A 25,361-nucleotide genomic window follows, 5' to 3' on the forward strand; every position below is an offset into this window, starting at 1 on the left:
TTTGTTCACGTCTTTTGATAACAATACAAGAAATTTGAGGTTCCGGAAGTACCCAGTGAAGTATAATGAGAAAGAAAATGTTCCACATTCATTTAATAATAAAGGTTTTCATACAAGCATTTTTTATAGCAATGGTGCGTGGAAAATCCTACTTCTTTATAAGATTTTAACACTGATTGGATATAGATAAGGTTCCTTAGGAACACTTATTTTTTTCCACTCAGTAATTTTGATGTAAGGAAGTTCCATTCCATTATAGGTCGTGATATCCAATACTCCTTTCGCCTCGATCCATGTATCCTGTTCAATACTAGAAGCTTCCTTGAATTCTGAGAGGAAGCCGATGATGCTAGCATCTGCTACACAATGAGTAATTAGAAATCTCGATATAACAAGCTGGTTTTCTTCAAATCCATCCTCCTTGTAAACAAATCCCTTTAATTCAATATCTCTTCCTTTGAATTTAGTGACATCTTTACTGATTTCTTCATAGTAGGCATTATAAACAAAATCATTCATTTCAATTATAGGAGTCGCCTCTAGCATTTGTATAAGTTGATCAAATTCTTCCTTTGACATTTCTTTCTGGCTTTCCGTAATATTAGGATTGACAAGGTTATCATCAATCGAAGCATCACTTTGTGTGTTATCATTAATCGATGTATCACTTTGTGTATTATCGTCATTCGTATCATTTGCTGGTGTATTATTTGTATCTTTCTGGGAAGATTTCTGGCTGGATAAAACCGCCATACCTCCTTTTTTAGCAGCAATAGAGGAATCGAGAATCTTTGGAGGAAGAAAGAACCCAGTTAATAAAGGAACAATAATAATCATATAGGATATTAACTTTTTTACGTTAAAAGCTGAATTGCCATGGTCATGTCCACAGTTATGGTCTTCATGTGAACAATGCTCGTGGCTATATTCTTTAACACTCCAGATTCTTGTTATTTGGATAAAAAACAAAATTAAAAAGATGATTGAAGCGGACTGACTTAAACCGACATATTTGGGATTGATAAACTTTGTAATGTCTCCTGTAAAATGTAGCTTAAAGAGCATCGCTGAAAACGTTAATAATATCATTGCTCTAACAGCCTGCTGATAAGAAAATTTCATGGTTCTTCCCTCCTTTACAGAACGTTTTGCAGCAGCATGATCACGATAAATACAGTTGATGTAACCAATGCAAGCAAGCCTATCACAAATTTAAAGCGGAATACGCTTAGCAACATTAACGTATTCTTTAAGTCGATCATCGGTCCGAAAATTAAGAAGCCTAATATCGACGAAGTAGGGAAAATACTACTAAAGGACGCACCGATAAAGGCATCCGCTTCAGAACATAAAGATAAAACATATGCTAATCCCATCATAACGAGTAAAGAAGAAACGGGGCCACTACCTGTCTCCAATAACGTCTTTGCAGGTACATAAGTTTGTACAAACGCCGCTAAAAAAGCACCAATAATAAGAAATTTTCCCATATCAAAAAACTCATCAATAGAATGAACTAACATTGACCAGAATCGGTTCGTAAAAGATTTTTTTTCTGTGTGGACATGTGAGTGAGTAGTTATTATACTAGTTGATGTTTTTAATTGGTTACCTTTAAGAATGAAGCTTATTATTAAAGCAACGAGAATAGCGATTAAGAAGCCTAAACCCATGCGTAGTCCAGCTATTTTTAAATTGTTGCCAAATGCCATATAAGTAGATGCAATGACAATTGGGTTAATTAGCGGACCTGTTAACATAAAACCAATGGCTGCATAAATCGGGACACCCTTAGAAACAAGTCTACGAACAATTGGAACGATTCCACATTCACATGCAGGAAAAAGCGCTCCAACAGTGCAGCTCATAATGACCGCCATTACTTTATTTTTAGGAATCCACCTTTGAATATGTTCTTCGGTTACAAAAATTTGAATCATTCCAGCAATTAATACGCCTATCAAAACAAAAGGAAGAGCTTCTATTAATATACTTAGAAAAATAGTATTCAAATTCAGCAAAGAAGGAGGAAAAGCAAAGTTATCACTAAGGCTTGTACTGATTGAAAAAAGAAGAAGGGTTAAAGCAATAATCGTTAAACCTGTGATATCTATAATATTATTTCGTAAAATCTTATTCATTTTAACCTCCATACTATAATAGATCTTACAGCAATTCCCCTATTAATTATATATATTAATAGGGGATGAATAAATTACAAACCTCATATTTCTTTTAAATTTCAAAATTGTAAAAGTGTTCTATAAAGGGAATACCTTCCACATCTTGGGGCAATAATTAGTATACAGTCTGCCTATTAATCATTTAAAGCTGTCTTTATGGTATTTAAATTCATTCCCATAATGCTGAAATAGTCATCCTTTTGTTCTATATTTTCTTCTGTCAAGGACTCAAGATTATGGAGAGTTAGAGATTCTGCTCCCAATTCCTTCTGGATAGTTTCTACTACTTTTGGTGTAACACTTTGTTCGAAAATAACATAATGAATATCGTGTTCTTTTGATTCTTCAATAATATTTTGTAACTGTTTCAATGAAGGCTCCTGTGTAGGAGATAAACCAGTAATAGCAATTTGTTCAATACCATAACGTTCTTCCCAATATCCATAAGCTTCATGAGAGACTAAAATAATATTCGTTTTGGAGCTTTCAATTGTAGTTTTAAATTCTTGGTCAAGTTTTTCTAAGTTTTCTTTTAAGCGAATATAATTGCTTTCAAATGTTGAAGCATGCTCTGGCTTTAAATCACTCAAACTATTTTTGATGTTTTCGGCTATTTCTATTGCCCGGAGGGGATCTAACCATATGTGAGGATCATGGTCACCATCGTTATGTACGTCATCCTTATGCTCGTCGCCATCCTCTTCAACGCTTTCGTCTTCATGACCGTGTTCCTCAGCATCAGCATCTTGCTCTTCATGACCGTGTTCTTCAGCTTCAACAGCTTCCTCTTCATGAGGATGTTCCTCGTTATGAGAGGATTCTATAAGCTCAATGCCTTCTCCTGCTTCTAAAATAGTAACACTTTCATTTTTCAAGGACTTAATCGCATTTTCTGCAAACGCATCAATTCCAACTCCACTGTAAATAAACAAATCAGATTCTGCTAGAGCAACCATGTCTTTTGTAGAAGGTTCAAAAGAATGAGCATCTACATTTGGAGGGTAAATACTTTTTACATCAACATAGTCTTCGCCGATTTTTTTCGTGAAATCTTCAAGAGGATAAATCGTTGTATAAATTGTAATTTTTTCATTTTCAGATATTCCTGTTTTAACAGTTTCAGAGTTTCCGCAGCCTGCAAGAATAAGACTGATAGCAAAAACTAAAGTATAAAAAGATTTGTTGATTTTCATTTTGTTAGCTCCTAACTTAATAAATTTGTGTAATTAAAACGTTTATTACAAAAAAGTTAAATCGTAATCATTTCGTTTTATATACTAAATCATGTATATTAGTTTGTAAATGGTTTAAGAACAATTTAAAAAATTTTTACAATAATGTAACATATAAAAAATAGTTAAATTACTTACTAGAAAAATGGGATAAGGAGTTTGAAGGTAGAATTATGGAACTTGTTTTAGTGGGGATTGTTATGAACAAAGAAATTGAGTTTTTATAAGATAAATGTTTGTTAACAAAAGCATTTATCGCATTGATTATTGCTTTTTGTTCTATGAAATAAATACTTAAAACCAAGCAGTTGTAGCATCTTTTCTCTTGTTAAATAAGGTCATTTGTTGCTGTTCTAAATTAGTCCCAAGGGCGACAAAGTTTGCGAAAAAGTACCTTAAACGAATAAAGAAATGAACAACGACTGCTCCAAGATTATTTATTTTATTGAGAAGAAAAATTTGTAACAATCACGAAAAATTAATTTTTGAAAATACTAATGTGGAAGGACAGTATGATAAAAGTTATAAACTTTAAAAATAAAGGAGTAAATTGGAAGAGCTAGATTGCGGAAGAATGCAAGATATTGTGAAGAAAAGTTAAAAGGAGTTTAGTAAAACAGAAAATCCCATTACTTCCACCAGATTCTTCATTTTGGGGAGTATCTACATTATTACCTTTTTGAAAGCTTGAAAAGATGGTATAAAATTGTATAAGATTCAAGTCGATTTTAATTACATGTAAAATCTTTTATTGGTTATTGTGTTCATAAAGCCTCCATTATGATTTACAGGTAGTTTAATCAATGGGTGTAAAGTAAAGACAACTACACGATTCTTTTTGCCAAGCCATTTAAAAGTAGTGATAAAACTAACTGATAGTATGAGAACATAGCGGTCACCCATAAATTTATTCTTATAGGTGACTAGCTATTTTGGTTATCATAGGAGCTAACTTTACAGCATAGAACTCGTTTTACATAGTGAAAAACTGATTGATTTCTATTTTGCTATTTCCATATTATTTGCAATAGCTATTAGATCTTCTTGAGTAATATTTACTGATTCAGTTGTTATGTTGTATAAAATAAGCTGGCCATTCCTGTTTTCAATCCAACTTAGTATTTTTTCTTTATTAGTCGTATATAAACTTTCATTTGGTTCAACGTAAAATGCATCATTTCCGTCTACCGTAAATTGCTTAAAATCCTCTCCCATATACGAAGTCATAGAAACTACATCATCTGTAAGAAGGTGATAGGTTATAAGAATTTCGTCATTTGTATCTGTTTCATAAATCAAATTTGGTAAGTCCAATAAGCTATTATTTTTTAAAGGTAAAGACCCTAGATTATACCATGTGATTTTTTCTGTAGTCTTAGTTGATCGAGCCTTTAGTGTATCGTAATATTTTTCAGCCATCTCAGGCTCAACGCCACCAACTACCGTTTGGTAATGCGCCGCTTTAAGCGTCATCCCGTTATATAATGCTTGAGGTATTTTGTATTGTGAAAAGTAATCGTCCATATGATTTTGCCAATCTTCCATACTTATTTCCTCAGGATTGTTGATGGTCGCTAAAGAAAATGAAACGTTCTGACCATTATCCAACGCAGAGCTGTACATAATTGCAGATTCTCCAGGCTTCAATGATTCACGAATATCTTCAATCGTGTTTTGTATGTGTTCTCTTTCTTTCAGGCTAGGGATGTCTATCATTGGGTCATCTGAAATGTTGAATTCAAAGCTATCAAATGTTAATTCGTAGATAATATTCGCTGCGTAAGCAAAACCAGAGAATATCAATAGACATGCCATAGAGATAGCTAACTTACTAAACCATTGATTTCGTATTCTTTTTTTATTGGAATGGTAATGTTTAAATGCAAGTTGTGCATTGTTTTTTATGTTGTCCGGCTCTTTTATACTTTTTGATATTTTCTCGAATTCACTTCTCAATTCCTTTTCAATGAACATGTAATGAAGCCTCACTTTCAGTTGGCAATTTCTTATTTCGAAGATTTTTTAATGCATGATGATGCCTTGATTTTGCTGTTCCAATCGGAATATTTAATGTGTTTGCAATTTCTTCAAAACTGTTGTCATGAAAGTATCTAAGTACAATGACTACCTTTAATTTATATGGCAGCCTATTAACATGCTGTAATAATTGGCTATTCGTTTCATTAGTTAGCATTGTTTCTTCTATTGATCTAGGATGTTCTTCGATTGAAAATAACTGATTTTTCTTATCAAGATTGAATTTTCTCCAAAGCTTTCTATTCCAATTTGCTGTTTGTTTAACGATAAGACCATTTAGCCACGAATAGAAAGTTTTGGTCTGATCGTACTTGGCAATGGATTTAATCAATTGGATATACACTTCGTTTGCCACATCATTCGTATCTTGTTTGTTATTCACTAAAAAATAAATAGTTCGATAGACATGATGATGTATTTCTTCATAGACAACTTCGAAAGCTTTTTCGCTTCCAGTTGTCAACTCCTTTAACCAGCTATGTAATTCTTCATCAGTCATATTAGAGCCCCCTTTTTTATCTCTCTCTATTTATTGGCTCGATTGCATGAAAAAGTTCAAAAAAAAAAATTAATAATTTGTAAGGCTTTTATTGTAATCTGTTTTACTATTCACTCAACTAACCATAGCAAAACAAATTGTTAGGGATTTGTCACCGTATAAAAGAAGAAAAAATGCCCCGAAGAAATCGTTGTACCGTGTCTATTCATTAGTACGACATTCAATAATCCAGGCGTGAACAACAAACTACAAGGCATTTTTCATAATAATGTTGTTATTGATATAATATTTCAACAGCAAAACAAATTGTTTTATGATGTTATCACCGTTTTATTAAAAAAAATGCCACAAGCAATCGTTGTATCGTGTCTTCATTAGTACTAAAAAAGCCAAGCGCACACAACTACAAATAAAAAAATACTATTAAGAAATAATAGTTTAACAGATTTCTAATGATGAGCAAGTAGGAGCATATTCCTTGAAAGTGTCAATATTGAGGGGTGACTACGGTTTATGCAAACAACAAAAAACAGCTGACAAGGTATCAGCTGAATATGATATTTACATTTGATTTTCATTGTTTGGAAACAGTCTTGACCTTGTAAGAAACCTTACTCCCTCTGGGCCTTCTAGGGAAAACATGCCGCCTCGTCCTTCAACAACATCAATAATTAATTGAGTATGCTTCCAATATTCATATTGCTGTTTGTTCATATAAAAAGGAGTTTTTCCAATATCTCCTAAATATACATCCGAATCCCCGATTAAAAATTCATCTCTTGCATAACACATTGGTGAACTACCATCACAACAGCCACCTGATTGATGGAACATAAGAGGTCCATGTTTTGCTGTTAGCTTTGCTATAAGATTTAGCGCAGTTTCAGTAGCGATCACCTTTTCAAGCATTAATAGAACCCTAACGCCTTTGGACTATAACTTACGAGTAAGTTTTTCGTTTGCTGGTAATGTGAAAGCATCATTTTATGATTTTCACGTCCAATACCAGACATTTTATATCCTCCAAAAGCTGCATGAGCAGGGTATGCATGATAGCAATTTGTCCATACACGACCAGCTTCGATCTCACGCCCAAAGCGATAAGCTGTATTTATATCTCGGGTCCATACGCCAGCACCTAAGCCGTATAACGTATCATTGGCAATTTGTAATGCTTCCTCTTTATCTTTAAAAGTTGTAACCGCTACAACTGGTCCGAAAATCTCTTCTTGGAAGAAGCGCATGTTATTGTTACCTTTAAAAACAGTAGGCTCAATATAGTAGCCGCCTTGTAATTCACCATCAAGAATATTTCTTTTCCCTCCAGCTAGTAATTCTGCTCCTTCTTGGTTAGCAATATCGATGTATGACATTATTTTTTCTAGCTGTTCTGATGAAGCTTGCGCACCTATCATCGTATTCATATCGAGAGGATTCCCTTGTTTAATTGCTTCTACTCGTGATAAGACCTTCTCCATAAAAGGTTCATAAATAGATTCTTGAATCAAAGCTCTTGATGGACAAGTACAAACTTCACCTTGATTTAGTGCAAACATAGTAAAGCCTTCTGCTGCTTTATCTAAAAAGTCATCCTCTTGTGCCATCACATCTTCAAAGAAAATATTTGGCGATTTACCGCCTAATTCGAGTGTTACAGGGATAATATTATGGGATGCATATTGCATAATCAATCTCCCAGTCGTTGTTTCTCCAGTAAATGCAACTTTCCCAACTCGATCGCTAGTTGCAAGCGGCTTACCAGCCTCAACTCCGAAACCATTAACAACATTCACAACACCTGGAGGTAGTAGGTCTTGAATTAACTCCATAAGCACCATGATGGATGCTGGAGTTTGCTCAGCAGGCTTTAGAACGACACAATTTCCAGCAGCTAACGCTGGTGCAAGCTTCCACGTTGCCATCAATAGAGGGAAATTCCAAGGGATTATTTGACCTACAACCCCAATAGGTTCAGGGAAATGGTATGCTACGGTGTCTTGATCAATTTGTGCTAAGCTTCCTTCTTCTGCACGAATACAGCCAGCAAAATATCTAAAATGATCGATCGCTAATGGTAAATCAGCAGCTAAGGTTTCCCGAACAGGCTTCCCGTTTTCCCATGACTCTGCAACTGCCAATTTCTCCATGTTTTCTTCAATTCGATCAGCTATTTTATTTAATAGATTTGATCTTTCAGTAACACTTGTTTTTCCCCAAGTATCCTTTGCTGCATGTGCAGCATCTAAAGCTCTGTTAATGTCTTCACCATTAGATCTAGCAACTTGACAGTACGCTTGTCCAGTGATCGGCGTCATATTATCGAAATATTCACCACTTACAGAAGGGATCCACTCACCACCGATAAAGTTATCATATTGCTTCTTAAATGTAATAATAGAGTTTGGCGAACCAGGGTTTGCGTAAATCAAATGTTCATTCCTCCTATCATTAAGTTATTTTTGATAAGGAAATAGTGTGCTTACTAACTTTCTTAAACTTGTTTCCCTACCATTGCTATGATATTCGAGGGATTTTGTACTTATTACATTTATTATGTAGCCTTATAATGATGTAATTTATATAATAAGTCTTCATTTTATGGAGCATGGTTGTTGATGCCATGCTGTCATGTAACTATTAATGATGAAGCTGATGTGGAAATTATTGTTATGTTTTGGAAGATGGAAATGGTACAATATTAAAGTAGTTTTTGCAAAATAATATAGAAGATATGAAAGGACTTATCTACCTTATTGGTTCTTATTGCATATATAGTACACAAAAAAATAATAGTTTAATTGGATAGTGATAACCAACTATTAAGATCGGGTGAAGTCATTGGGTAACATAATTTGTAAAATAGATAATGTATCTAAATCTTTTAATGGTTTAACAATAGTCGAAGGAATATCGTTATCTTTGTATAAGGGTGAAGCGGTTGCTGTTATAGGAGAAAATGGTTCCGGCAAAAGTACATTACTTAAATTAATTACAGGTCTCATAATGCCCTCAAAAGGAACAATTTACATGCCATCTAAACGAGTTGGTTATGTCCCTGAACAGTTTACAGGTAATATTCGCATGACTACATATGAATATTTGTATCATTTAGGTAAAATTCACGGGTATAGTCGACAAGAGATAGACACGAAAATCATGCAATTACTTGATAGATTTGAGTTGATTCATGTAAGAGATAAGCAACTTCAATCATTTTCAAAAGGAATGAAACAGAAAGTAAGTCTTATACAAGCGTTAATTCATGAACCTGACATCCTTGTTTTGGATGAGCCGCTATCAGGGTTAGATCGGAGAATGCAATCATCCTTGGTAGAAAATCTATTAGCAATTAAAGAAGCTGGTACCTCAATGATCTTTTCATGTCACGAAAAATCGATAGTTGATAAAATGGCAGATAAAGTGTTGTACATAAATAATAAAAATGTTAGTAGTGAAGAATCATTAATAAATGAAGAGATGAATGCTTATGAGATTGTTTGTAAAGTTTTGCAAAATAGCAACGAAAATACCTTATATGAATTTAAGGATGTGTATCACCAATTGACGGTAGGGAATGGTCAAATAAAAATAATGGTAAGGGCACAGGATAAGGATCAATTATTACTACACCTTTTACAACAAGGTCATTCAATCATCTCAGTAAGCAAAATAGAATCATTATAGGAGAACTAGCATGGTATATTTATCTCGTTATTTTGTCATAACATATTTCCGGTCATTTCGTTTTATTCCCCCAGTAGCTGTATATTGCTTGTGGGTTGTAATATTTTATACTTATAGTCAAAAAGATATAATGAATAGCTATTTAATTTCTAGCATCGTCTTATATTTAATTGCTGCTTGGCTAACACATTCGATGTTTCATCGAGAGGAACACTCTGAAAGAGCAATTATTTTAACTCATATCAAATCAAAAATGAAATACTTGTTAAGTAAAAATATTGCAGTGTTGGTGTTTGGTAGCCTACTTATTATTTTTGCGATGTTATATCCACTCATTTTTAATGGTTTTTTAACAACTCCGTCAACTCCAATAATCATTGGCTCGATTATTAGCCATGTATTACTCTGTCAGCTTGGTGTGATCGTTGGCATGTTTTTTGGTGTAACAAAACAAAGTCATTATCATTGGTTAGCTACTTGTCTTGTACTAATGGTGTCACTAGTAACCGAAGCTTTTGCTAATGGTATACCAACCTTTTTAGCATGGATCTTGTGGTTGCTACCTCCAATTAATAACATTGTCCATATACATAATTTTGGAGATTCCTTTATAATAAATACAACGATCATTCAAAACTATATTATTGTTATCAGCTATATTATTATTGCCTCGAGTGTTATCGTGTATCGGTTTAAAAAGTTTGAACATTAACAAACTAGTAAAAAATCTACAATCGTTGCTACTAGTGGGTTTTTTATAAGTCAAGGTTAGGAGAAAAATATAGATGGGTTATGTAGAAGATTTAAGGAAGGTTATAGGGCATCGTCCTATTATACTTGTTGGCTCAGTTGTTTTGCTTATAAATGATCAAGACGAGATATTACTTCAAAAAAGAAAAGAACCATACGGTGTTTGGGGGCTTCCAGGTGGTTTAATGGAACTAGCTGAATCAGCAGAAGAAACAGCTAAAAGGGAAGTGTACGAAGAAACAGGTATTACTGTCGGTAGCTTAGAACTTATTAATGTTTTTTCTGGAAATGATAATTATTGCAAATTACAAAATGGTGATGAATTCTATGTTGTAACAATTGCATATTATTCCAATGATTTCAGTGGTGAAGTAAAAACAAATGTAGAGGAAGGGTTAGAAACAGTATTCTTTCCATTGCGTTCACTTCCAAACAAGCTAGTAGGTAGTCATCGCAAAATGGTTCAAACGTATGTAAAAAAGCACACAAGCTTGTAGTAGTAAGCAAGTATTGACGCTAATATTCACATGTATATATGGATGTAAATGTTAATCATTTAATGTATATATTAATAACAAAATCGATAACAATCTGGATATGGAATGAATAAATGTAACCAACTGAGGAAGTATCAATACGGATCTTTGCTAGGTTGCTGTTATATTTGAAGAAATATACATTTTTCCATTGAGAGGACTACGACGATCAAAGTGCCCGTGAGGGGAGCGAGAACAAGTATTTTGTAGATGATTGACCTTATGGATTATCTAAAGGGGGTAGACCCCTTTAGATAAAGGTTTCTTGCAAAGTATACTTGTCATTACTAGGAATACAAGAATAAGAATTAATGCTTGTTTAAAACATATAATGCTTGTAAAATGATATTAAGTGTAACGTATGTGTTTTTTTATAGAATTATGTAAGCGTTAACATTACATGGTATGATTCAAATCTATTAAACATAATAAGGGGGAGAAAGGTTATGGAAATGAAGGTAAATTCAACCAGACGTATAATTATGATAGCGCTATCATTAATATTGATGACAAGTTTTGTTACTCCTGCTAACGCTGAAGGGAGCAATGTGCAAGTATGGTTAACGACAGCTGATCAACAGCAATTACTTCAGCAGCAAAATGATTTGGAATTTTCACTAAATAACAGCATAGAGGGGGTAACGATTCAAGTCGATGAAAGTAAAGAATTTCAAGTTATGGATGGATTCGGGGCAGCAATGTCTGGATCTTCAGCATGGCTTTTTAATCAAAAACTAAACGATTGGGAAAGAAATGCGATATATAACGATCTATTTAGTAATGAAGGTATTGGTTTGAGTTTTGTTCGCCATACGGTAGGTGCATCAGATTTTTCTTTAGAAAGCTACTCGTATGATGATATGGCAGCAGGATTAACAGATCCGACATTAGCAAACTTTTCTATTGATAAAGATAAACAAAATGTAATTCCTATGTTAAAAGAAGCATTAACGATAAATCCTAATTTAAAAATTATGGGCACGCCTTGGAGTGCACCTGGTTGGATGAAAGATAATGGATCATTAAATGGAGGTAAACTTCTTCCACAATACTATAATGTATATGCGCAGTATCTCGCAAAATATATTAACAGCTATCAAAATGAGGGACTTCCTATTTATGCAATGACCATTCAAAATGAGCCACATCATGAAACTGCTGGCTATCCTAGTATGAAGATGGAAGCATCGGAACAAATTGATTTTGTAAAAAATCATCTTGGGCCAACTTTTAACAGTCAAGCAATTGATACGAAAATACTTAGCTGGGACCATAACTGGAATGAATATGATTACCCAATTGAAGTAATGAATGATGAGGAAGCAAAATCTTATTTGGCGGGTAGTGCTTTTCATTGCTATGGTGGTACACCTGAGCAACAATCTTTAGTGCAAAATGCTCACCCAGACAAAGGCATATGGTTTACCGAATGCTCAGGTGGAGAGTGGTCAACTGATTTTGGAGATAATTTAGCATGGAATATGTCGAATGTAGTAATCGGTTCGACTCGAAATTGGGCGAAGTCAGTTCTGCTATGGAATTTAGCATTAGATGAAAACTTTGGACCAATTAATGGTGGATGTACAGATTGCCGTGGTGTTGTAACGATTAACCAACAAACAGGCGATGTATATAAAAATGTAGAATATTACGTGCTTGGTCATATTAGTAAGTTCGTTAAACCAGGTGCAAAAAGAATAGATACTAACTACGATAACGATATTCAAAACGTTGCTTTTAAAAACACAGATGGATCAAAAACTTTGTTAGTTTTAAATAATGCAAATACACATCAAACATTCACTGTGAAAGAGGGAGACGAATCATTTAAATATACTCTGCCAGCAGGTGCAGTAGCTACTTTCGTATGGAACTCAAGTAATAATAGTAATTTAATTGTAAATGGAGATTTCGAATTAGGAGCATTAAATAATTGGCAAAGCTGGACACCAGAGGGACAAGACCCAGTTCACAAAGTTGATACAGACTATCCATTGTCGGGAGCGTATAAGATGACTCATTGGCAATCTTTCCCTTATCAACAGACGACATATCAACATATAAGTGTAGCAAATGGAGTTTATAAAGCCTCGGTTTGGGTCCGTTCAAGTGGAGGTCAAAATACGCTACGTTTAGAAGCAAGTAATTACGGCGGCTCCACCCTTTATGCTAATATTGGATCAACCTCAATAGGTGATTGGACGAAATTTGAAATAGATAATATCGATGTAACGTCAGGCACTGTTACTATTGGAGTATATTCTGATGGAAATGAGCATAATTGGGCAGCATTTGATAATATTCAACTGATTAAGAAGTAAAATAATTTTTATCTATATATAAAGATTTTTTTTCTCGGAAGAAACAGACTTGACCTTTGTTGTTCTATACTAAACTATACTGTAATATAATAAGCACCCATGTAGACACAGCAAAAACCTATCTAAAGGGTGCTTTTTGGATAAGTAATAACTAACATGAAGCAAGAGTAATGATGAGTAAGAAGACCTTTACAGAGAAAAAAATCAAGCAGCTATCAACTTTGCCTTATGATAATGCGAAGCACTCTTGTTGTTAGTGTTTACTGCTTCTTACGAAAAACGACAATCAATGCTAAAACAGCCTTTTAAAAAGAAAGAATGTTACGAACTCTAAGTGTAAACAAATTATTTCTTAGTAAGAAAACAATAATTATTGGAAAAGCACCCTTAATTTATAACAAAATAAACAGACTAAATTTACAAAGTGATTTAGTCTGTTTATTATGATATTCTAAGATGCTGTCTTCGGTTTTCTAATAAGAAACAAATGCTAACGTTCCTAATACGATAATTAACAAAATGAATAGGACAACAATTAGCGCGAAGCCAGAGCCGAAGCCCCCGCCACCGTAACCGTAGCCTGGTGCTACGCCACCGTATCCACACATAAGCTCAAACCTCCCTTCTTGTTTAGTTAACTCCTTTTAATTAAATACTCTCCCGAATTTAACATTATTTTACTTTTTTGTGTTAGAGAGGTGATTATCTCACCTCACAAAAAATGAATGATACAAGCTTTATCATTGGAAGGATAGAAAGTACAATTGAGTAAATGTGAAGTATGATTGGTTGAATTAGGGAGCTTTTATGCTGTGTAGATTAGGAATTAGTAAAATCCTTGGCTACAAGCACAGCCGATGATAATCAAGAGCACAAAAAGTACAATAACTAAGGCAAAGATACCGCCAAAATTACTCATAATTACCATTCCTCCTTTCTTGATATATTTATATTTTATGGAATTATTTAAACTCTGATTGTACGTTTAGACATGATGAAAACATACATTTTTAGATATTTTAATTAATTGATTAAATATATAAAGCAAAAAAACGGTGATATGGTCTTTATATCACCGTTTCACACATCTTATATTACTTAGGGTTAACTGTTCATTAGTATCATGCCTTATCTGTTTATTGTTCCTTTAATTGCTGGAAACCAGAAATAAGCTGCTTTGTTATAGGGTTATTCATTGATATATTCATGTTGTCAATTTTATTGACAGGTAATATTTCGATTGATGTACTCGTTATAAAAACTTCATCAGCATTGTAAAGGAAATCAATATCAAATGTATGTTCCTTTACAATAAGGTCATTTTGTAATGCGATATGGATGATTGCTTCCCTTGTGATACCATGTAAAATATGGTTTGTTGCTGGATGTGTGTAGGCAACACCATCTCTTACAGCAAATAAATTACAACTAGAGCATTCTGTCACAATGCCATTTCGTATAAAAACCGCTTCGTCATAACCTGCTTCAGAAGCCTTTTGTTTTGCAATGACATTTGGTAATAGATTTATCGATTTGATGAAACAATTTGCCCAACGGGTGTCTTCGAATGATTGAAGAGATACGCCGTTTTGTCGTTTAACACGGTCTATATGACGTGAGGGGCGTACAGTCATTGAAAACTGTGCGGGAACATTAGGAAATACATGATCTCTCGGTGCGATGCCCCTAGTTACTTGAATATATACTTGTGCATCTTTCAATTCCGAGCGCGTTATCCCTTCTAATATTAGTTCGTTCACTTTTTCTAGAGAATAAGGTAAATCGATTAATATTTCCTTTGCACTCATTTCAAGTCGGTTTAAATGTTCTTTTAATAGAAATGGTTTGCCATCATAAACTCGAATAACTTCATATATTCCATCTCCAAATTGATGCCCTCTCTCTTGGATCGGTACGACCTTTTCATTAATATCAATAAATTTATCTCCATAAAAACCAACTTCCATGTCATCAACCTCCGTTAATATTTCTTCATGCTCAATTCATTTTATGTTATGCATTGTTCATTAATTATGGTTTATTATAGCAATTTTGGTGTGAAGTCAACAGCTTAAAAGTCACAGGAACGTCAAATCTATTAGATTATCAAACATATTTATACCATTTTTATACTAATCGTTCTATAATTAAAAATATAAATTAATATGATTGACGGGTGAAGTCTATGAATATTAAAAATTTATACAAACTAGCATTTGAATCGGCAGGAATAGCCATGGCAATATATGATTGTCAAGGTGAGGTAGGAATACCGCTTGCAATAAATGATGCTTTTTGTAAATTTCTTGGGTATACAAGGGAAGAGCTGTGCTGCAAAACTGTTGAAGAAATTTCACATCCAGACGACTATAAACGTGATTTACATAAAATTAGCTGTTTGTTAACTGGACATATCGATGAGATTGCAACAGAAAAAAGATATATACATAAATCAGGACGAATCGTTTGGGGAGAATTAAAAGGTATCCTTCAAAGAAACGAAGATAAAAGCCCACAATTTGCTATAGTTCAAATTCATGATATAACCCATCGTAAAAGTATAGAAAAAGAACTATTAGAAAGTAAGGAAAAATACGAAAGCTTAATTCAAGATTCATTACAGGCGTTTTATGTTGTACGTGATGAAAAGGTTATTTTCGTAAACCCAGCTGGATGTGAATTATCAGGATTTAGTAAAGAAGAAATAATTGGTTCGAATATTTATGATTATTTTACGAAAGATCGGGTTGAACTCGCTGAGTATAATTATAATCAGCTTTTAATGGGGAATTCTTACACAAACGAAGAACAAATAGTCATAACAAATAAAGGTGAACGTGTAATTGAATATACAGCTACAAAAACGGTATATGAGGAAGAAGAAGCCATTCAAGTCATTGCACGTGACATAACAGAAAGAAAAAAATATGAAGAAATGTTGGTTAAATCAGAAAAATTAGCGTTAGTAGGTAAACTTGCAGCCGGCGTTGCACATGAAATTAGAAATCCATTAACTACAATTAAAGGGTTTACACAGTTATTACAAATGACGAAAGAGTACAATGAACAACACGCAGCTATTATGATGAATGAATTGTCTACAGTCGAAACAATCATAGATGAGTTTTTATCATTGGCAAAAACAAAATCAACATCATCTTTTGAAATGAATGATCTTCATAGCATTATTAATAGAGCTATTACTTTGGTTAAAACAAATACTGATTTACATAATATTGAACTTGGTGCACAGTTTGATGAAACTATTCCACTAGTGGAATGCGAAGATGAAATGTTAATCCAAGTATTTACGAATATTATTCAAAACGCAATTGAATCGATGGATACTGGATTTATTACGATGTCTACACATAGAAAAAATGATGTTGTAACAGTTGCAGTTGTTGATAATGGATGTGGCATACCTAAGGATAGATTGAAAAACTTAGGAGAACCTTTTTATTCAACGAAGGAAAAAGGTACAGGATTAGGGTTAATGATTAGTTATAAAATAATTGAACAACATAAAGGACAAATGTCATTTTATAGTAATCCTGGAGAAGGTACACGAGTAGAAATTATCTTACCAATCAAACAAAAAAATATTGGTCAAATCAATGAGAAGCTCTTGTAGAAAGAACTTCGTAACAAGAAAATGATTATAACGGTCATGGAAAAGGAAAACCTCACAACATTCATAGTGTGAGGTTTATTTTTTTTATCTTTTATTGTTTTTTCTAGATTGCTTTTCAGTCGTTTCACTCAGTTCATTTGCGAATTCAGCCTCAGCTGCCGATACTGTTGGGTTTGCTACTTCTTTTGACACTTTATTTTGTCTCCCTTTTTTACCCAAAATAATCACCCTTTCGTAGTTGTAAAAATAAACACAATGTTAGTATGGTAGACAATGTACTTTTTACTCATATTAGATTGTGTTTTTTTTGTAAAAAAATAGTCATTAACACTATAGTTCTCAGCTCTTTATTATTCCATGACAAAATTTGATCAGTATTGAACATAGCATTACCACAATAACAAACAGATAAGCGTGTACGCTATTGGTTATCCACTTATCATTAAGAATATTTTATATAGTAATTAATGGTAAGAGTGGCGTTTGAACCCCAACAAAAGTCTAACTAAACGATAATAGTTACAGCATTGTAAACTAAATGTTAAGCTACACCGGACTATAGACCTATCATTTTGAAATAGGGCAACTTTGGATGTATATGGTAGAAAAAATGATAATTGAACAGTGTTATGATTTATTTAGACAGAAAAAGTAGTGTGAAAGGGAGAGAGAAATGATATGAAAAAATTGATAGTTGCTGGTACAATTCTAGGTTCTTTATGGTTTGGTGAAAGTGCATTAGCTGCATCTTATACTGTTCAATCTGGGGATACACTTTCAAAAATAGCGAACAAGCATCAAACCACTTTAGCTGAATTAACAAAAGCAAATCCACAAGTTCAAAATCCTAATATAATTTACATAGGACAAGCTATCCAAATTCCATCAGCAAGTAATAAAGAATTAAGCACATGGGAAGAAAAGGCTGATCAAGTCGTGTCAACAGGAATGAAATATATTGGTGCTTCTTATTTATATGGAGCTTCAGTGACAAGAACTGATGCGTTCGACTGTTCTTCCTTTACGTATAGAGCTTTTAATGAAAATAATGGTATTAAACTGCCACGTACTTCTGTAGAGCAATCAAAGCAGGGGACACCTGTAGCGATTTCTGATATTCGAAAAGGTGACTTGATTTTCTTTGATACGACTAAAGATGGGGTCATCAATCACGTATCTATCGTCGTTGATTCAGACACAATCCTTCATGCAGGAAGTTCAACAGGGGTAACAAAAGCTGATTTAAATACTTATTGGCGTCCATTTGCAGTAAAAGCTGTACGCATCATTAATTAAGCTGGTTGTTTTTATTTATTACAGGCTATCATATCACGTTTACTGGCTAGCTTTTATGTCCTCTTTGTTAATATCAGTCCATTTATTTAGTGACAAAGGGAACAGAATCTACGAGAAAAGTATGCTTAACAAACATAAATACAGCACATATAAGAAGGCTTGGATAAAGTAAATCCAAGCCCTCTTATATTGTAGTTAACTGCTTTCAAAGAATTAAGTTAACAATCTACAATAGCTGGGTGTTCTAGAAATTTTTGTACTTCTTTTGGAGATTTAAGTACAATAATTTTCTTATCATTAGAAAATTGTTCTAGCCTCTTTAGAATTTCAGGCCTTTTAGTTTTTGGATAATCCCATATCCATTTAAAAAAAGCTAAGTCAAACCTTTCTTGGCAAGCTTCTCCCATATCTGGCCTCGTTTTATTTCTATATTTTAACATTCTTTTGAATGCACGATACACACATATCGTTCTAGGAAAATCAAGAAAAATGATCGTGTCTGCTGATTTAAGCCTTATATCCATCGTCCCACCATAGTTTCCATCAATAATCCATTTTTCTTTTTTGACTAAATCTTTTTGCATGTTGCGCTGCTCTTCTTTTGGAACACTAACCCAATTAGGTTTCCAAAATAACGCATCGAGATGATAGACATCTATTTTGAGTTCATCACCTAATCTTCTTGCTAAGGTAGATTTTCCTGAACCGCCCGAACCAATTAGTATTATTTTTTTCATGATGCTTCCCCTTGTATAACGTTTATAAAGATTGTGTTTTTTGTACTTTGAAATCAGACGTCATATGTATAAAGAGATGACATTTGTATAATATCACTTCTTGAAGTTCTAATTATTGAAGATATAGCAATTGTTTAAGAAAGGCTCCTTTCGTATAGACAATGTTGCTATTATTATCAAATTCATATTATAAAAAGTATAACGCTATTCATGGCTGTACAGAAGAAAAGATGCCACTAAACTAGTTGTGTAGGTGTTTATATCATAATACAAAAACAACAGTCAATACGAAAGCAGCCTTACAATAATAAAACAATCGTGCTTCTGTTAACATTTACTATAACACAACAGCTTATTTTTGGAGTTATACAATGAGAAGAAATCTGCTGAAAAGAGACTTAACTAAAGATTGTTGATATGAAGGTTTTCTTCTTTTGTGTAACAGGTTCTATTGACTTTTGCTGAGTTAATATTTGGGCGTATTTGTCTTCAATTTCTTCAATTTTCTTTTCTAATGTAATGACATTCTTTTGTAACATATCGATTTCTTTACGATGTTGTAATAGTTGGTATGATACAACTTCATCTGCCTTCTTGTCCAAGCTTTGTTCAATGCTTTTTACTTGATCAATTAGCTGTTGCAAATCAGATTTTTGTAAGTAAGTGATAGGTGATTTATGCTTCTCATTCGGTTGGGTTTTTGTATTTGATAATACTCCTTTGCGTACTTTTGTTAACTGCACGTCCTTCATCACAACACCACTGTTTAATTGTTTATGAATATGGCGAAATAATTCCTCGTCTTCATGAGTAAATAAGTAATGTCCATTACCATTTTTGTTAAATGGTAACTCAAAATATTGTATCCAACGGCGAATTGTTTTTGGGGAAACACCAATTTTATACGCAAATTCAGATGTATTCATTTGCTTATCTCCTCCCATACAAGTCATTGTCTACAAATTCTTTATGCATGGAAAGATTCCTTTACGTGTGACAAAACTAGTGATAATTAGCAAAAGAAAGTTCTATTATTACAATTTGAGTGCATATAGCAGAAGTGTTTGTCGTTTTATTAGTGGATTTGTTAAAAAGAAGGTTAATATTTAAAATTTCATGAATATTCGATAAATATAGAGGGTACCGCCCATTATATCGGATATAATAGGGCGGCCTCATCTCTTATACAATCCTTCGAGAACAGTTATAAAACAGCATTTTCTTTCAGTTGATTTTGATTAATGACATGGTCAATTGCTTCATTAACTGAATTTACAACATAATTAGCTTCCTTTTTAACATCTGGATGTGCTTCAGCCATTGCATAACTATTTGTAGTTAATTTAAACATAGGAATATCGTTAAAAGAATCTCCTATACATGCAATTTCATCAGTAGATAAATTAAGGTGATTTAGTAAATTTTGTATAGCATTACCTTTACTAATGTTTTTTGGCATCACATCTAAACAATTTTCTTCAGATACAAAAGCATCGAGTTGTGTAGGGAACAGCTCTAATAAGTTTTTTTCATGTTTTTGTACGTCATAGCCACCAATAATTATTTTTGTTGGTGCCATTCCTGCTTTCATTTCTGCTAATAAATCTGGTTTTTCAACTATTGGGAAAAACATACGACCTTGTATTCTTTCAATATGCTCATCAATTTTCTCAGCATAATTAGTATTGTCATGACAAACCAATGTAATGATGTCGTTCTGGTCACGTGTGTACTTATATATGTCATGAGCAATTGCTGGAGAAAATGTTGCGTGATGCAATACTTCGTTGTCATTTGTAATTACAAAGGCCCCATTTTGGCTAATGCGGTGAAAGTGATCGTTCACGACCTTTAAAACCTCAAGGACTTCAGGCTCCATTCGTCCAGTTGCGATGGCAAATGAAATATTTTGCTCATTAGCTCTTTTTAGGGCATCTATATCTTCATCGGTTACTTGCTTATTAAAATTCAATAATGTCCCATCTAAGTCAGATACAATAAGTTTTATCATTAATTATCCCTCCAATATAAAAGTGATAACATAATTGAAGTTCGTTGTAAATGGAAATGCATTTTTCAGAAAATTTAATGTATAACTTTGACTCAACACAGTGTTGGTTATGAGCTAATTTATTTGTAGAATAAAATGTGTATTTTAGATAAAATTTACTAATTATATCTTATAGATAGAAGGTGATGTCATTGAAGAAAATATTGTATTGTTTGTTGGCTTCATTCATAATGTCTAGTTGCACGAATGCCCAAGAACCGAGTAGTAACGAAGCTGTTACGATTATGCCAATAGAGGTAGATCAAAGAGAAAAAAATTTACTTGACTCAATAGCTGGAGATCAATTGTTTGCATTTGATGTTAAGGTAAATGATAAAACGACTGAAGAGCAATATTTAAATATTAGTATCGATTATTATGAGAATGGGGATCTATTAAAAGAAGTTGCTGGAATGGGTGTTCAATTGGTTAAAGATGTAAACACCGTCCTAATAAGTAGGGTAGAGGAAGAATTAAATGATGATAAGTATATAAGATGGGGTGGAGCAGTTGTTACTGAATCAGGATTTAGTAAGTTTAAATCAAATATGATATTAGCTAACAACAATTCTGGACGTGCATTGTCCTCCCAATTATCAAATGAGAGATTACTTTATGAAAACAAGCCGCAAATTGTAGCATACATTATTAATCATCATGAACGTTCAATTAGTGCAACTAATAACGTGTTTGATGGTGTTGAAAAGGAAATAAATAGGATCATTCAACAGTATGAAAGTGTCTACTTCGTGACAGTAGAACTCGATAGTAAGAATGAAAAGTAAATAACTAGCTATTTCCATTGACGAAGTACTACCTCTTTCGTTACTATGTAGCCAAGTGTGTGTTGTAAAAGGAGGGAGCACCTTGCAGAACTTTACCGTCGTAAAAGTGTTAAATAATAATGTGCTCATAGCTAAACATGAATCATATGGAGAAGTGATCGTCATTGGTAAAGGCATTGGCTTCGGCAAAAAGAAGAACGATGACATACCACAGTCGACAATTGAAAAAATGTTCGTTTTAAAAAGTGAGAAGGAGCAAGAACAGTATAAAAAGTTAATACCAAATATCGATGAAGACTTTATAGCTATTATGAATGATATAATTCATATGATTAATAAGCGATTAAATAAGCCATTAAACGAGCATATTCATATAGGCTTAACAGACCATCTAGCATTTACAATTAAGAGGCTTGAAGAAGGATTAGAAATACATAACCCATTTTTATTAGAAACACATGCGTTGTATCCGAAGGAATATGAAACAGCTTCAGCTGTTGTAAAGTTTCTAGAAGAAACTTTACACGTATCACTTCCAGAAGGAGAGATTGGCTTTATTGCACTGCACATACATAGTGCAATTACAAATCGAAATTTACATGAAGTTAATCAAAACTCTCAACTCATACATAAGTTAATTGAAATTATTGAAGATTCGTTAGAAGTAAAAGTGAATTATTCTGATGTGAATTATTTACGACTTGTACGTCATCTGCAATTTGCAATAGAGCGAGTCAAATCTGGTGAACTTGTAGTTGAACCAAAAAAATTAGCTGAGGTATTGAAAGAAGAATATCCGTTGTGTTATAATGTTGCTTGGAAGTTGATCAAAGTTATGCAGCAAACGTTACAATTACCAGTCTATCATGCAGAAGCAGTGTATTTGACATTGCATTTGCAAAGGCTTTCAACCAAAACTGAATTATAGGTATTATACTTTACGTGTTACTGATTCGATCAGGCATGAGTAAAGAAATGATATAAACAACAGGTGTATTCTCTGTTGTTTACCATTTTCTTACTCATGCCTGTTTTTATTTGTTTAAAAAGTAATCGTTTGCACAATATAACATTATGAGCAGCTTTCGAATATTTCATCCATGATTAGGAGGAAACTCACATGTTTAAAAAAGCCTTTGGTGTTTTACAAAAGGTCGGGAAGTCATTAATGCTTCCAGTAGCGATATTACCAGCAGCTGGTATTTTATTAGCTTTTGGTAATGCACTGCAAAATCCAGCTTTAACAGATCGTGCAGAATTTTTAAAGGCAGAATGGATTACGCTTATTGCTTCAGTAATGGAAAATGCCGGGGGAATTGTATTTGGTAATCTCCCATTACTTTTTGCTGTTGGTGTAGCAATCGGTTTGGCTGGTGGTGAAGGTGTTGCCGGTCTTGCAGCAATTATTGGTTACTTAATTATGAATCAAACAATGAGTGTGATTTTACAAGCAAGAGGCACGTTGGATCCAGCAGTCGTTGGAACAGATCCGTCCTTCGCGAATGTACTTGGGATACCGACATTACAAACCGGGGTGTTCGGCGGTATTATCGTCGGTATAATAGCAGCATCATTGTATAACAAGTATTTCAATATTGAATTACCATCTTATTTAGGCTTCTTTGCAGGTAAGCGATTTGTTCCTATCGTAACTGCGGTCGCCGGTTTAGTTCTTGGAATTGTAATGATTTTCTTATGGCCACCTGTTCAACATGGCTTAAATACGTTCTCAACGTCGATGATTGACGCAAATAGAACTTTAGCAGCATTTATATTCGGAGTTATTGAAAGGGCACTAATTCCATTTGGTTTACACCATATCTTCTACTCGCCGTTTTGGTTTGAATTTGGTTCGTATACTAATGCAGCAGGGGAGATCGTCCGTGGTGACCAAGCTATCTTCTTTAATCAGATTAAAGACGGTGCCGAGCTAACAGCTGGTACATTCATGACAGGAAAATTTCCATTCATGATGTTTGGTTTACCAGCAGCGGCGTTAGCAATCTATCATGAAGCTCGTCCTGAGAAGAAAACAGTTGTAGCAGGTATTATGGCTTCAGCAGCGTTAACATCGTTTCTCACAGGGATTACAGAACCAATTGAGTTTTCATTCTTATTCGTAGCACCAGTATTATTCGGAATTCATACCATTTTCGCAGGTTTATCATTTATGACAATGCACCTACTAAACGTAAAAATTGGGATGACCTTCTCCGGTGGTGTCATTGACTTCCTATTGTTTGGTGTACTTCCTGGTCGTACAGCCTGGTGGTTAGTTATCGTAGTAGGTTTAGTGTTCTCTGTTATTTATTACTTCGGTTTCCGCTTTGCAATTCGCAAATGGAACTTAAAAACACCTGGTCGCGAAGATGAGGATGAAGATTCTGCACCTGCAACTGTTGAAGCCGGTGAGTTACCTCATAATATTTTAGAGGCAATGGGTGGAAAAGAGAATATTGATCATTTAGATGCATGTATTACTCGCTTGCGCGTATCTGTTAACGATATTCAAAATGTTGATAAAAACCGTCTTAAACAGCTTGGTGCTGCTGGTGTACTTGAAGTAGGAAATAATATCCAAGCAATATTTGGACCAAAGTCTGATCAATTAAAAACACAAATGAAAGATATTATGGATGGGAAAGCACCAAGACCAGCACAACCAGTTTCACCTGAAAAAGAAGTGAAAAAACAAGTGGAAGATGTACAACCTCAAGCACTACAATCAGAAGGTAAAGAGGATGTATTCGTTTCACCACTAACTGGTGAAATTAAGCCATTAGAAGAAGTACCAGATCAAGTGTTTTCACAAAAAATGATGGGAGATGGATTTGCAATTTTACCAACAGATGGTGAATTAGTAGCTCCTGTAGATGGAAAAATCGTCAACCTTTTCCCAACGAAACATGCAATTGGTATTGAATCAACAACAGGCAGAGAAATCTTAATCCATGTTGGAATTGATACAGTTAATTTAAAAGGTGAAGGATTTGAAACACTTGTTACACAAGGAGATAAAGTAAAAGCTGGGCAGCCTTTATTAAAAATCGACCTTGAATATATTAAAAAACATGCACCTTCAATAATGACCCCAGTCATTTTCACTAACCTAAATGCTGGAGAGTCTGTTAAAATAAATAAGCAAGGAAAAGTAAGTAAACAAGAAAAAGGAATCGTTAAGATTTCTAAATAATTTACCATTTTCTAAAGTAAGCTGATAAAGAGGACCAGGTCTTGCTTCTAAATGATTGGTGATACTACAAATGTTAGCCGAGTTATAGATGTAGGACCTGAGATAAATTATCCTAAGTTACTTTATTCAATGGGACATTCAAAAGGAGAGATAATTAATGGCAAACAAAACATTTTCTATTACTAGTGACACAGGAATTCATGCTCGTCCAGCGACAGCATTAGTTCAAGCAGCTGGGGGATTTCAATCAGACATTAATTTAGAATATAACGGCAAAACAGTAAATCTTAAATCTATTATGGGTGTCTTATCATTAGGAATTCCTAAAGGAGCTACGATTACTATTTCTGCTGAAGGTTCAGATGAAAACGAAGCATTAACGAAAATAGAAGCAACAATAAAGGAAGAAGGATTAGGTCAGTAA

24 protein-coding genes are annotated in these 25,361 nt (G+C 33.8%); 10 read left to right on the forward strand and 14 right to left on the reverse strand.

Annotation, left to right across the window (positions count from 1 at the left end):
• Positions 1-156 precede the first annotated feature (156 nt).
• The 7 genes from SLH52_RS14495 to adh form a co-directional block, all read right to left on the reverse strand.
• A complete protein-coding gene (locus SLH52_RS14495) occupies positions 157-1,122 on the reverse strand; it encodes a TIGR03943 family putative permease subunit (protein WP_320209999.1) in 966 nt (321 codons plus the stop codon).
• A 14-nt stretch (positions 1,123-1,136) separates the two neighbouring features.
• A complete protein-coding gene (locus tag SLH52_RS14500) occupies positions 1,137-2,141 on the reverse strand; it encodes a permease (protein ID WP_320210000.1) in 1,005 nt (334 codons plus the stop codon).
• A 176-nt stretch (positions 2,142-2,317) separates the two neighbouring features.
• Positions 2,318-3,376, reverse strand: coding sequence for a metal ABC transporter solute-binding protein, Zn/Mn family (locus tag SLH52_RS14505; RefSeq protein WP_320210001.1), 1,059 nt, complete (start codon positions 3,374-3,376; stop codon positions 2,318-2,320).
• Between the two features lie 1,038 nt (positions 3,377-4,414).
• The gene (locus tag SLH52_RS14510) at positions 4,415-5,389 is read right to left on the reverse strand and encodes a hypothetical protein (protein ID WP_320210002.1); all 975 of its coding nucleotides are present in this window, start codon (positions 5,387-5,389) and stop codon (positions 4,415-4,417) included.
• Positions 5,379-5,951, reverse strand: coding sequence for a sigma-70 family RNA polymerase sigma factor (locus SLH52_RS14515; RefSeq protein WP_320210003.1), 573 nt, complete (start codon positions 5,949-5,951; stop codon positions 5,379-5,381). Before SLH52_RS14515 ends, SLH52_RS14510 begins: the two co-directional genes overlap by 11 nt.
• A gap of 561 nt (positions 5,952-6,512) precedes the next feature.
• Positions 6,513-6,860, reverse strand: coding sequence for a DUF779 domain-containing protein (locus tag SLH52_RS14520; RefSeq protein ID WP_320210004.1), 348 nt, complete (start codon positions 6,858-6,860; stop codon positions 6,513-6,515).
• On the reverse strand, positions 6,860-8,380 hold the full coding sequence (adh, locus tag SLH52_RS14525) for an aldehyde dehydrogenase (protein WP_320210005.1): 1,521 nt from the start codon (positions 8,378-8,380) through the stop codon (positions 6,860-6,862). The genes SLH52_RS14520 and adh overlap by 1 nt, the downstream gene beginning before the upstream one ends.
• 409 nt (positions 8,381-8,789) lie before the next feature.
• Between adh and SLH52_RS14530 the strand changes: the two genes are divergently transcribed.
• From SLH52_RS14530 to SLH52_RS14545, 4 genes are all read left to right on the forward strand, one after another.
• The gene (locus SLH52_RS14530) at positions 8,790-9,635 is read left to right on the forward strand and encodes an ABC transporter ATP-binding protein (protein ID WP_320210006.1); all 846 of its coding nucleotides are present in this window, start codon (positions 8,790-8,792) and stop codon (positions 9,633-9,635) included.
• Positions 9,636-9,645: 10 nt separating this feature from the next.
• Positions 9,646-10,347 (forward strand): hypothetical protein, encoded by a 702-nt coding sequence (locus tag SLH52_RS14535; protein WP_320210007.1) that lies wholly within the window; start codon positions 9,646-9,648, stop codon positions 10,345-10,347.
• A gap of 73 nt (positions 10,348-10,420) precedes the next feature.
• Positions 10,421-10,882, forward strand: a complete 462-nt coding sequence (locus SLH52_RS14540; protein WP_320210008.1) for an NUDIX hydrolase — start codon at positions 10,421-10,423, stop codon at positions 10,880-10,882.
• 485 nt (positions 10,883-11,367) lie between these two features.
• Positions 11,368-13,242 (forward strand): glycoside hydrolase family 30 beta sandwich domain-containing protein, encoded by a 1,875-nt coding sequence (locus SLH52_RS14545; protein WP_320210009.1) that lies wholly within the window; start codon positions 11,368-11,370, stop codon positions 13,240-13,242.
• Positions 13,243-13,715: 473 nt separating this feature from the next.
• Here SLH52_RS14545 and SLH52_RS14550 read toward each other — a convergent pair whose 3' ends face one another.
• The 3 genes from SLH52_RS14550 to dat form a co-directional block, all read right to left on the reverse strand.
• Entirely contained in the window at positions 13,716-13,850 is a 135-nt protein-coding gene (locus SLH52_RS14550) for a YjcZ family sporulation protein (RefSeq protein ID WP_214481315.1), read from the reverse strand.
• 218 nt (positions 13,851-14,068) lie between these two features.
• Complete coding sequence (locus SLH52_RS14555) at positions 14,069-14,170, reverse strand: YjcZ family sporulation protein (protein WP_320210010.1); 102 nt, start codon at positions 14,168-14,170, stop codon at positions 14,069-14,071.
• Positions 14,171-14,378: 208 nt separating this feature from the next.
• Positions 14,379-15,209, reverse strand: a complete 831-nt coding sequence (gene dat, locus SLH52_RS14560) for a D-amino-acid transaminase (RefSeq protein WP_320210011.1) — start codon at positions 15,207-15,209, stop codon at positions 14,379-14,381.
• A 218-nt stretch (positions 15,210-15,427) separates the two neighbouring features.
• Here dat and SLH52_RS14565 point away from each other — a divergent pair, with 218 nt between their 5' ends.
• A complete protein-coding gene (locus SLH52_RS14565) occupies positions 15,428-16,876 on the forward strand; it encodes a PAS domain S-box protein (RefSeq protein ID WP_320210012.1) in 1,449 nt (482 codons plus the stop codon).
• A gap of 84 nt (positions 16,877-16,960) precedes the next feature.
• Here SLH52_RS14565 and SLH52_RS14570 read toward each other — a convergent pair whose 3' ends face one another.
• Positions 16,961-17,095, reverse strand: coding sequence for a hypothetical protein (locus SLH52_RS14570; RefSeq protein ID WP_320210013.1), 135 nt, complete (start codon positions 17,093-17,095; stop codon positions 16,961-16,963).
• A gap of 459 nt (positions 17,096-17,554) precedes the next feature.
• Here SLH52_RS14570 and SLH52_RS14575 point away from each other — a divergent pair, with 459 nt between their 5' ends.
• The gene (locus tag SLH52_RS14575; RefSeq protein WP_214481311.1) at positions 17,555-18,172 is read left to right on the forward strand and encodes a C40 family peptidase; all 618 of its coding nucleotides are present in this window, start codon (positions 17,555-17,557) and stop codon (positions 18,170-18,172) included.
• Between the two features lie 218 nt (positions 18,173-18,390).
• On the opposite strand, the gene SLH52_RS14580 is transcribed toward SLH52_RS14575, so the two are convergent.
• The 3 genes from SLH52_RS14580 to SLH52_RS14590 form a co-directional block, all read right to left on the reverse strand.
• Complete coding sequence (locus tag SLH52_RS14580; protein WP_320210014.1) at positions 18,391-18,909, reverse strand: DNA topology modulation protein; 519 nt, start codon at positions 18,907-18,909, stop codon at positions 18,391-18,393.
• A 398-nt stretch (positions 18,910-19,307) separates the two neighbouring features.
• Complete coding sequence (locus SLH52_RS14585) at positions 19,308-19,835, reverse strand: MerR family transcriptional regulator (protein WP_320210015.1); 528 nt, start codon at positions 19,833-19,835, stop codon at positions 19,308-19,310.
• Positions 19,836-20,113: 278 nt separating this feature from the next.
• A complete protein-coding gene (locus SLH52_RS14590; protein WP_320210016.1) occupies positions 20,114-20,920 on the reverse strand; it encodes an HAD family hydrolase in 807 nt (268 codons plus the stop codon).
• 191 nt (positions 20,921-21,111) lie between these two features.
• Here SLH52_RS14590 and SLH52_RS14595 point away from each other — a divergent pair, with 191 nt between their 5' ends.
• The 4 genes from SLH52_RS14595 (at position 21,112) to SLH52_RS14610 (ending at position 25,361) form a co-directional block, all read left to right on the forward strand.
• Positions 21,112-21,744 carry a hypothetical protein gene (locus SLH52_RS14595; RefSeq protein WP_320210017.1) on the forward strand — a complete coding sequence of 211 codons (633 nt, stop codon included), beginning with the start codon at positions 21,112-21,114 and terminating at the stop codon, positions 21,742-21,744.
• A gap of 82 nt (positions 21,745-21,826) precedes the next feature.
• Entirely contained in the window at positions 21,827-22,672 is an 846-nt protein-coding gene (glcT, locus tag SLH52_RS14600; protein WP_320210018.1) for a glucose PTS transporter transcription antiterminator GlcT, read from the forward strand.
• Positions 22,673-22,864: 192 nt separating this feature from the next.
• On the forward strand, positions 22,865-24,937 hold the full coding sequence (gene ptsG / locus SLH52_RS14605; protein ID WP_320210019.1) for a glucose-specific PTS transporter subunit IIBC: 2,073 nt from the start codon (positions 22,865-22,867) through the stop codon (positions 24,935-24,937).
• A gap of 157 nt (positions 24,938-25,094) precedes the next feature.
• Positions 25,095-25,361: a phosphocarrier protein HPr gene (locus SLH52_RS14610; RefSeq protein WP_214481305.1), complete on the forward strand. Its 267-nt coding sequence runs from the start codon at positions 25,095-25,097 to the stop codon at positions 25,359-25,361.

It is taken from the genome of Cytobacillus sp. IB215665 (assembly GCF_033963835.1).
Classification (GTDB): domain Bacteria; phylum Bacillota; class Bacilli; order Bacillales; family SM2101; genus Nanhaiella.

Excerpts from the sequence above, each read along its gene's own strand:
- SLH52_RS14495 (WP_320209999.1), bottom strand. The coding sequence starts at position 1,122 with ATGAAATTTTCTTATCAGCAGGCTGTTAGAGCAATGATATTATTAACG.
- SLH52_RS14500 (WP_320210000.1), bottom strand. The coding sequence starts at position 2,141 with ATGAATAAGATTTTACGAAATAATATTATAGATATCACAGGTTTAACG.
- SLH52_RS14505 (WP_320210001.1), bottom strand. The coding sequence starts at position 3,376 with ATGAAAATCAACAAATCTTTTTATACTTTAGTTTTTGCTATCAGTCTT.
- SLH52_RS14510 (WP_320210002.1), bottom strand. The coding sequence starts at position 5,389 with ATGTTCATTGAAAAGGAATTGAGAAGTGAATTCGAGAAAATATCAAAA.
- SLH52_RS14515 (WP_320210003.1), bottom strand. The coding sequence starts at position 5,951 with ATGACTGATGAAGAATTACATAGCTGGTTAAAGGAGTTGACAACTGGA.
- SLH52_RS14520 (WP_320210004.1), bottom strand. The coding sequence starts at position 6,860 with ATGCTTGAAAAGGTGATCGCTACTGAAACTGCGCTAAATCTTATAGCA.
- SLH52_RS14535 (WP_320210007.1), top strand. The coding sequence starts at position 9,646 with ATGGTATATTTATCTCGTTATTTTGTCATAACATATTTCCGGTCATTT.
- SLH52_RS14540 (WP_320210008.1), top strand. The coding sequence starts at position 10,421 with ATGGGTTATGTAGAAGATTTAAGGAAGGTTATAGGGCATCGTCCTATT.
- SLH52_RS14545 (WP_320210009.1), top strand. The coding sequence starts at position 11,368 with ATGGAAATGAAGGTAAATTCAACCAGACGTATAATTATGATAGCGCTA.
- SLH52_RS14550 (WP_214481315.1), bottom strand. The coding sequence starts at position 13,850 with ATGTGTGGATACGGTGGCGTAGCACCAGGCTACGGTTACGGTGGCGGG.
- SLH52_RS14555 (WP_320210010.1), bottom strand. The coding sequence starts at position 14,170 with ATGGTAATTATGAGTAATTTTGGCGGTATCTTTGCCTTAGTTATTGTA.
- dat (WP_320210011.1), bottom strand. The coding sequence starts at position 15,209 with ATGGAAGTTGGTTTTTATGGAGATAAATTTATTGATATTAATGAAAAG.
- SLH52_RS14565 (WP_320210012.1), top strand. The coding sequence starts at position 15,428 with ATGAATATTAAAAATTTATACAAACTAGCATTTGAATCGGCAGGAATA.
- SLH52_RS14575 (WP_214481311.1), top strand. The coding sequence starts at position 17,555 with ATGAAAAAATTGATAGTTGCTGGTACAATTCTAGGTTCTTTATGGTTT.
- SLH52_RS14580 (WP_320210014.1), bottom strand. The coding sequence starts at position 18,909 with ATGAAAAAAATAATACTAATTGGTTCGGGCGGTTCAGGAAAATCTACC.
- SLH52_RS14585 (WP_320210015.1), bottom strand. The coding sequence starts at position 19,835 with ATGAATACATCTGAATTTGCGTATAAAATTGGTGTTTCCCCAAAAACA.
- SLH52_RS14590 (WP_320210016.1), bottom strand. The coding sequence starts at position 20,920 with ATGATAAAACTTATTGTATCTGACTTAGATGGGACATTATTGAATTTT.
- ptsG (WP_320210019.1), top strand. The coding sequence starts at position 22,865 with ATGTTTAAAAAAGCCTTTGGTGTTTTACAAAAGGTCGGGAAGTCATTA.
- SLH52_RS14610 (WP_214481305.1), top strand. The coding sequence starts at position 25,095 with ATGGCAAACAAAACATTTTCTATTACTAGTGACACAGGAATTCATGCT.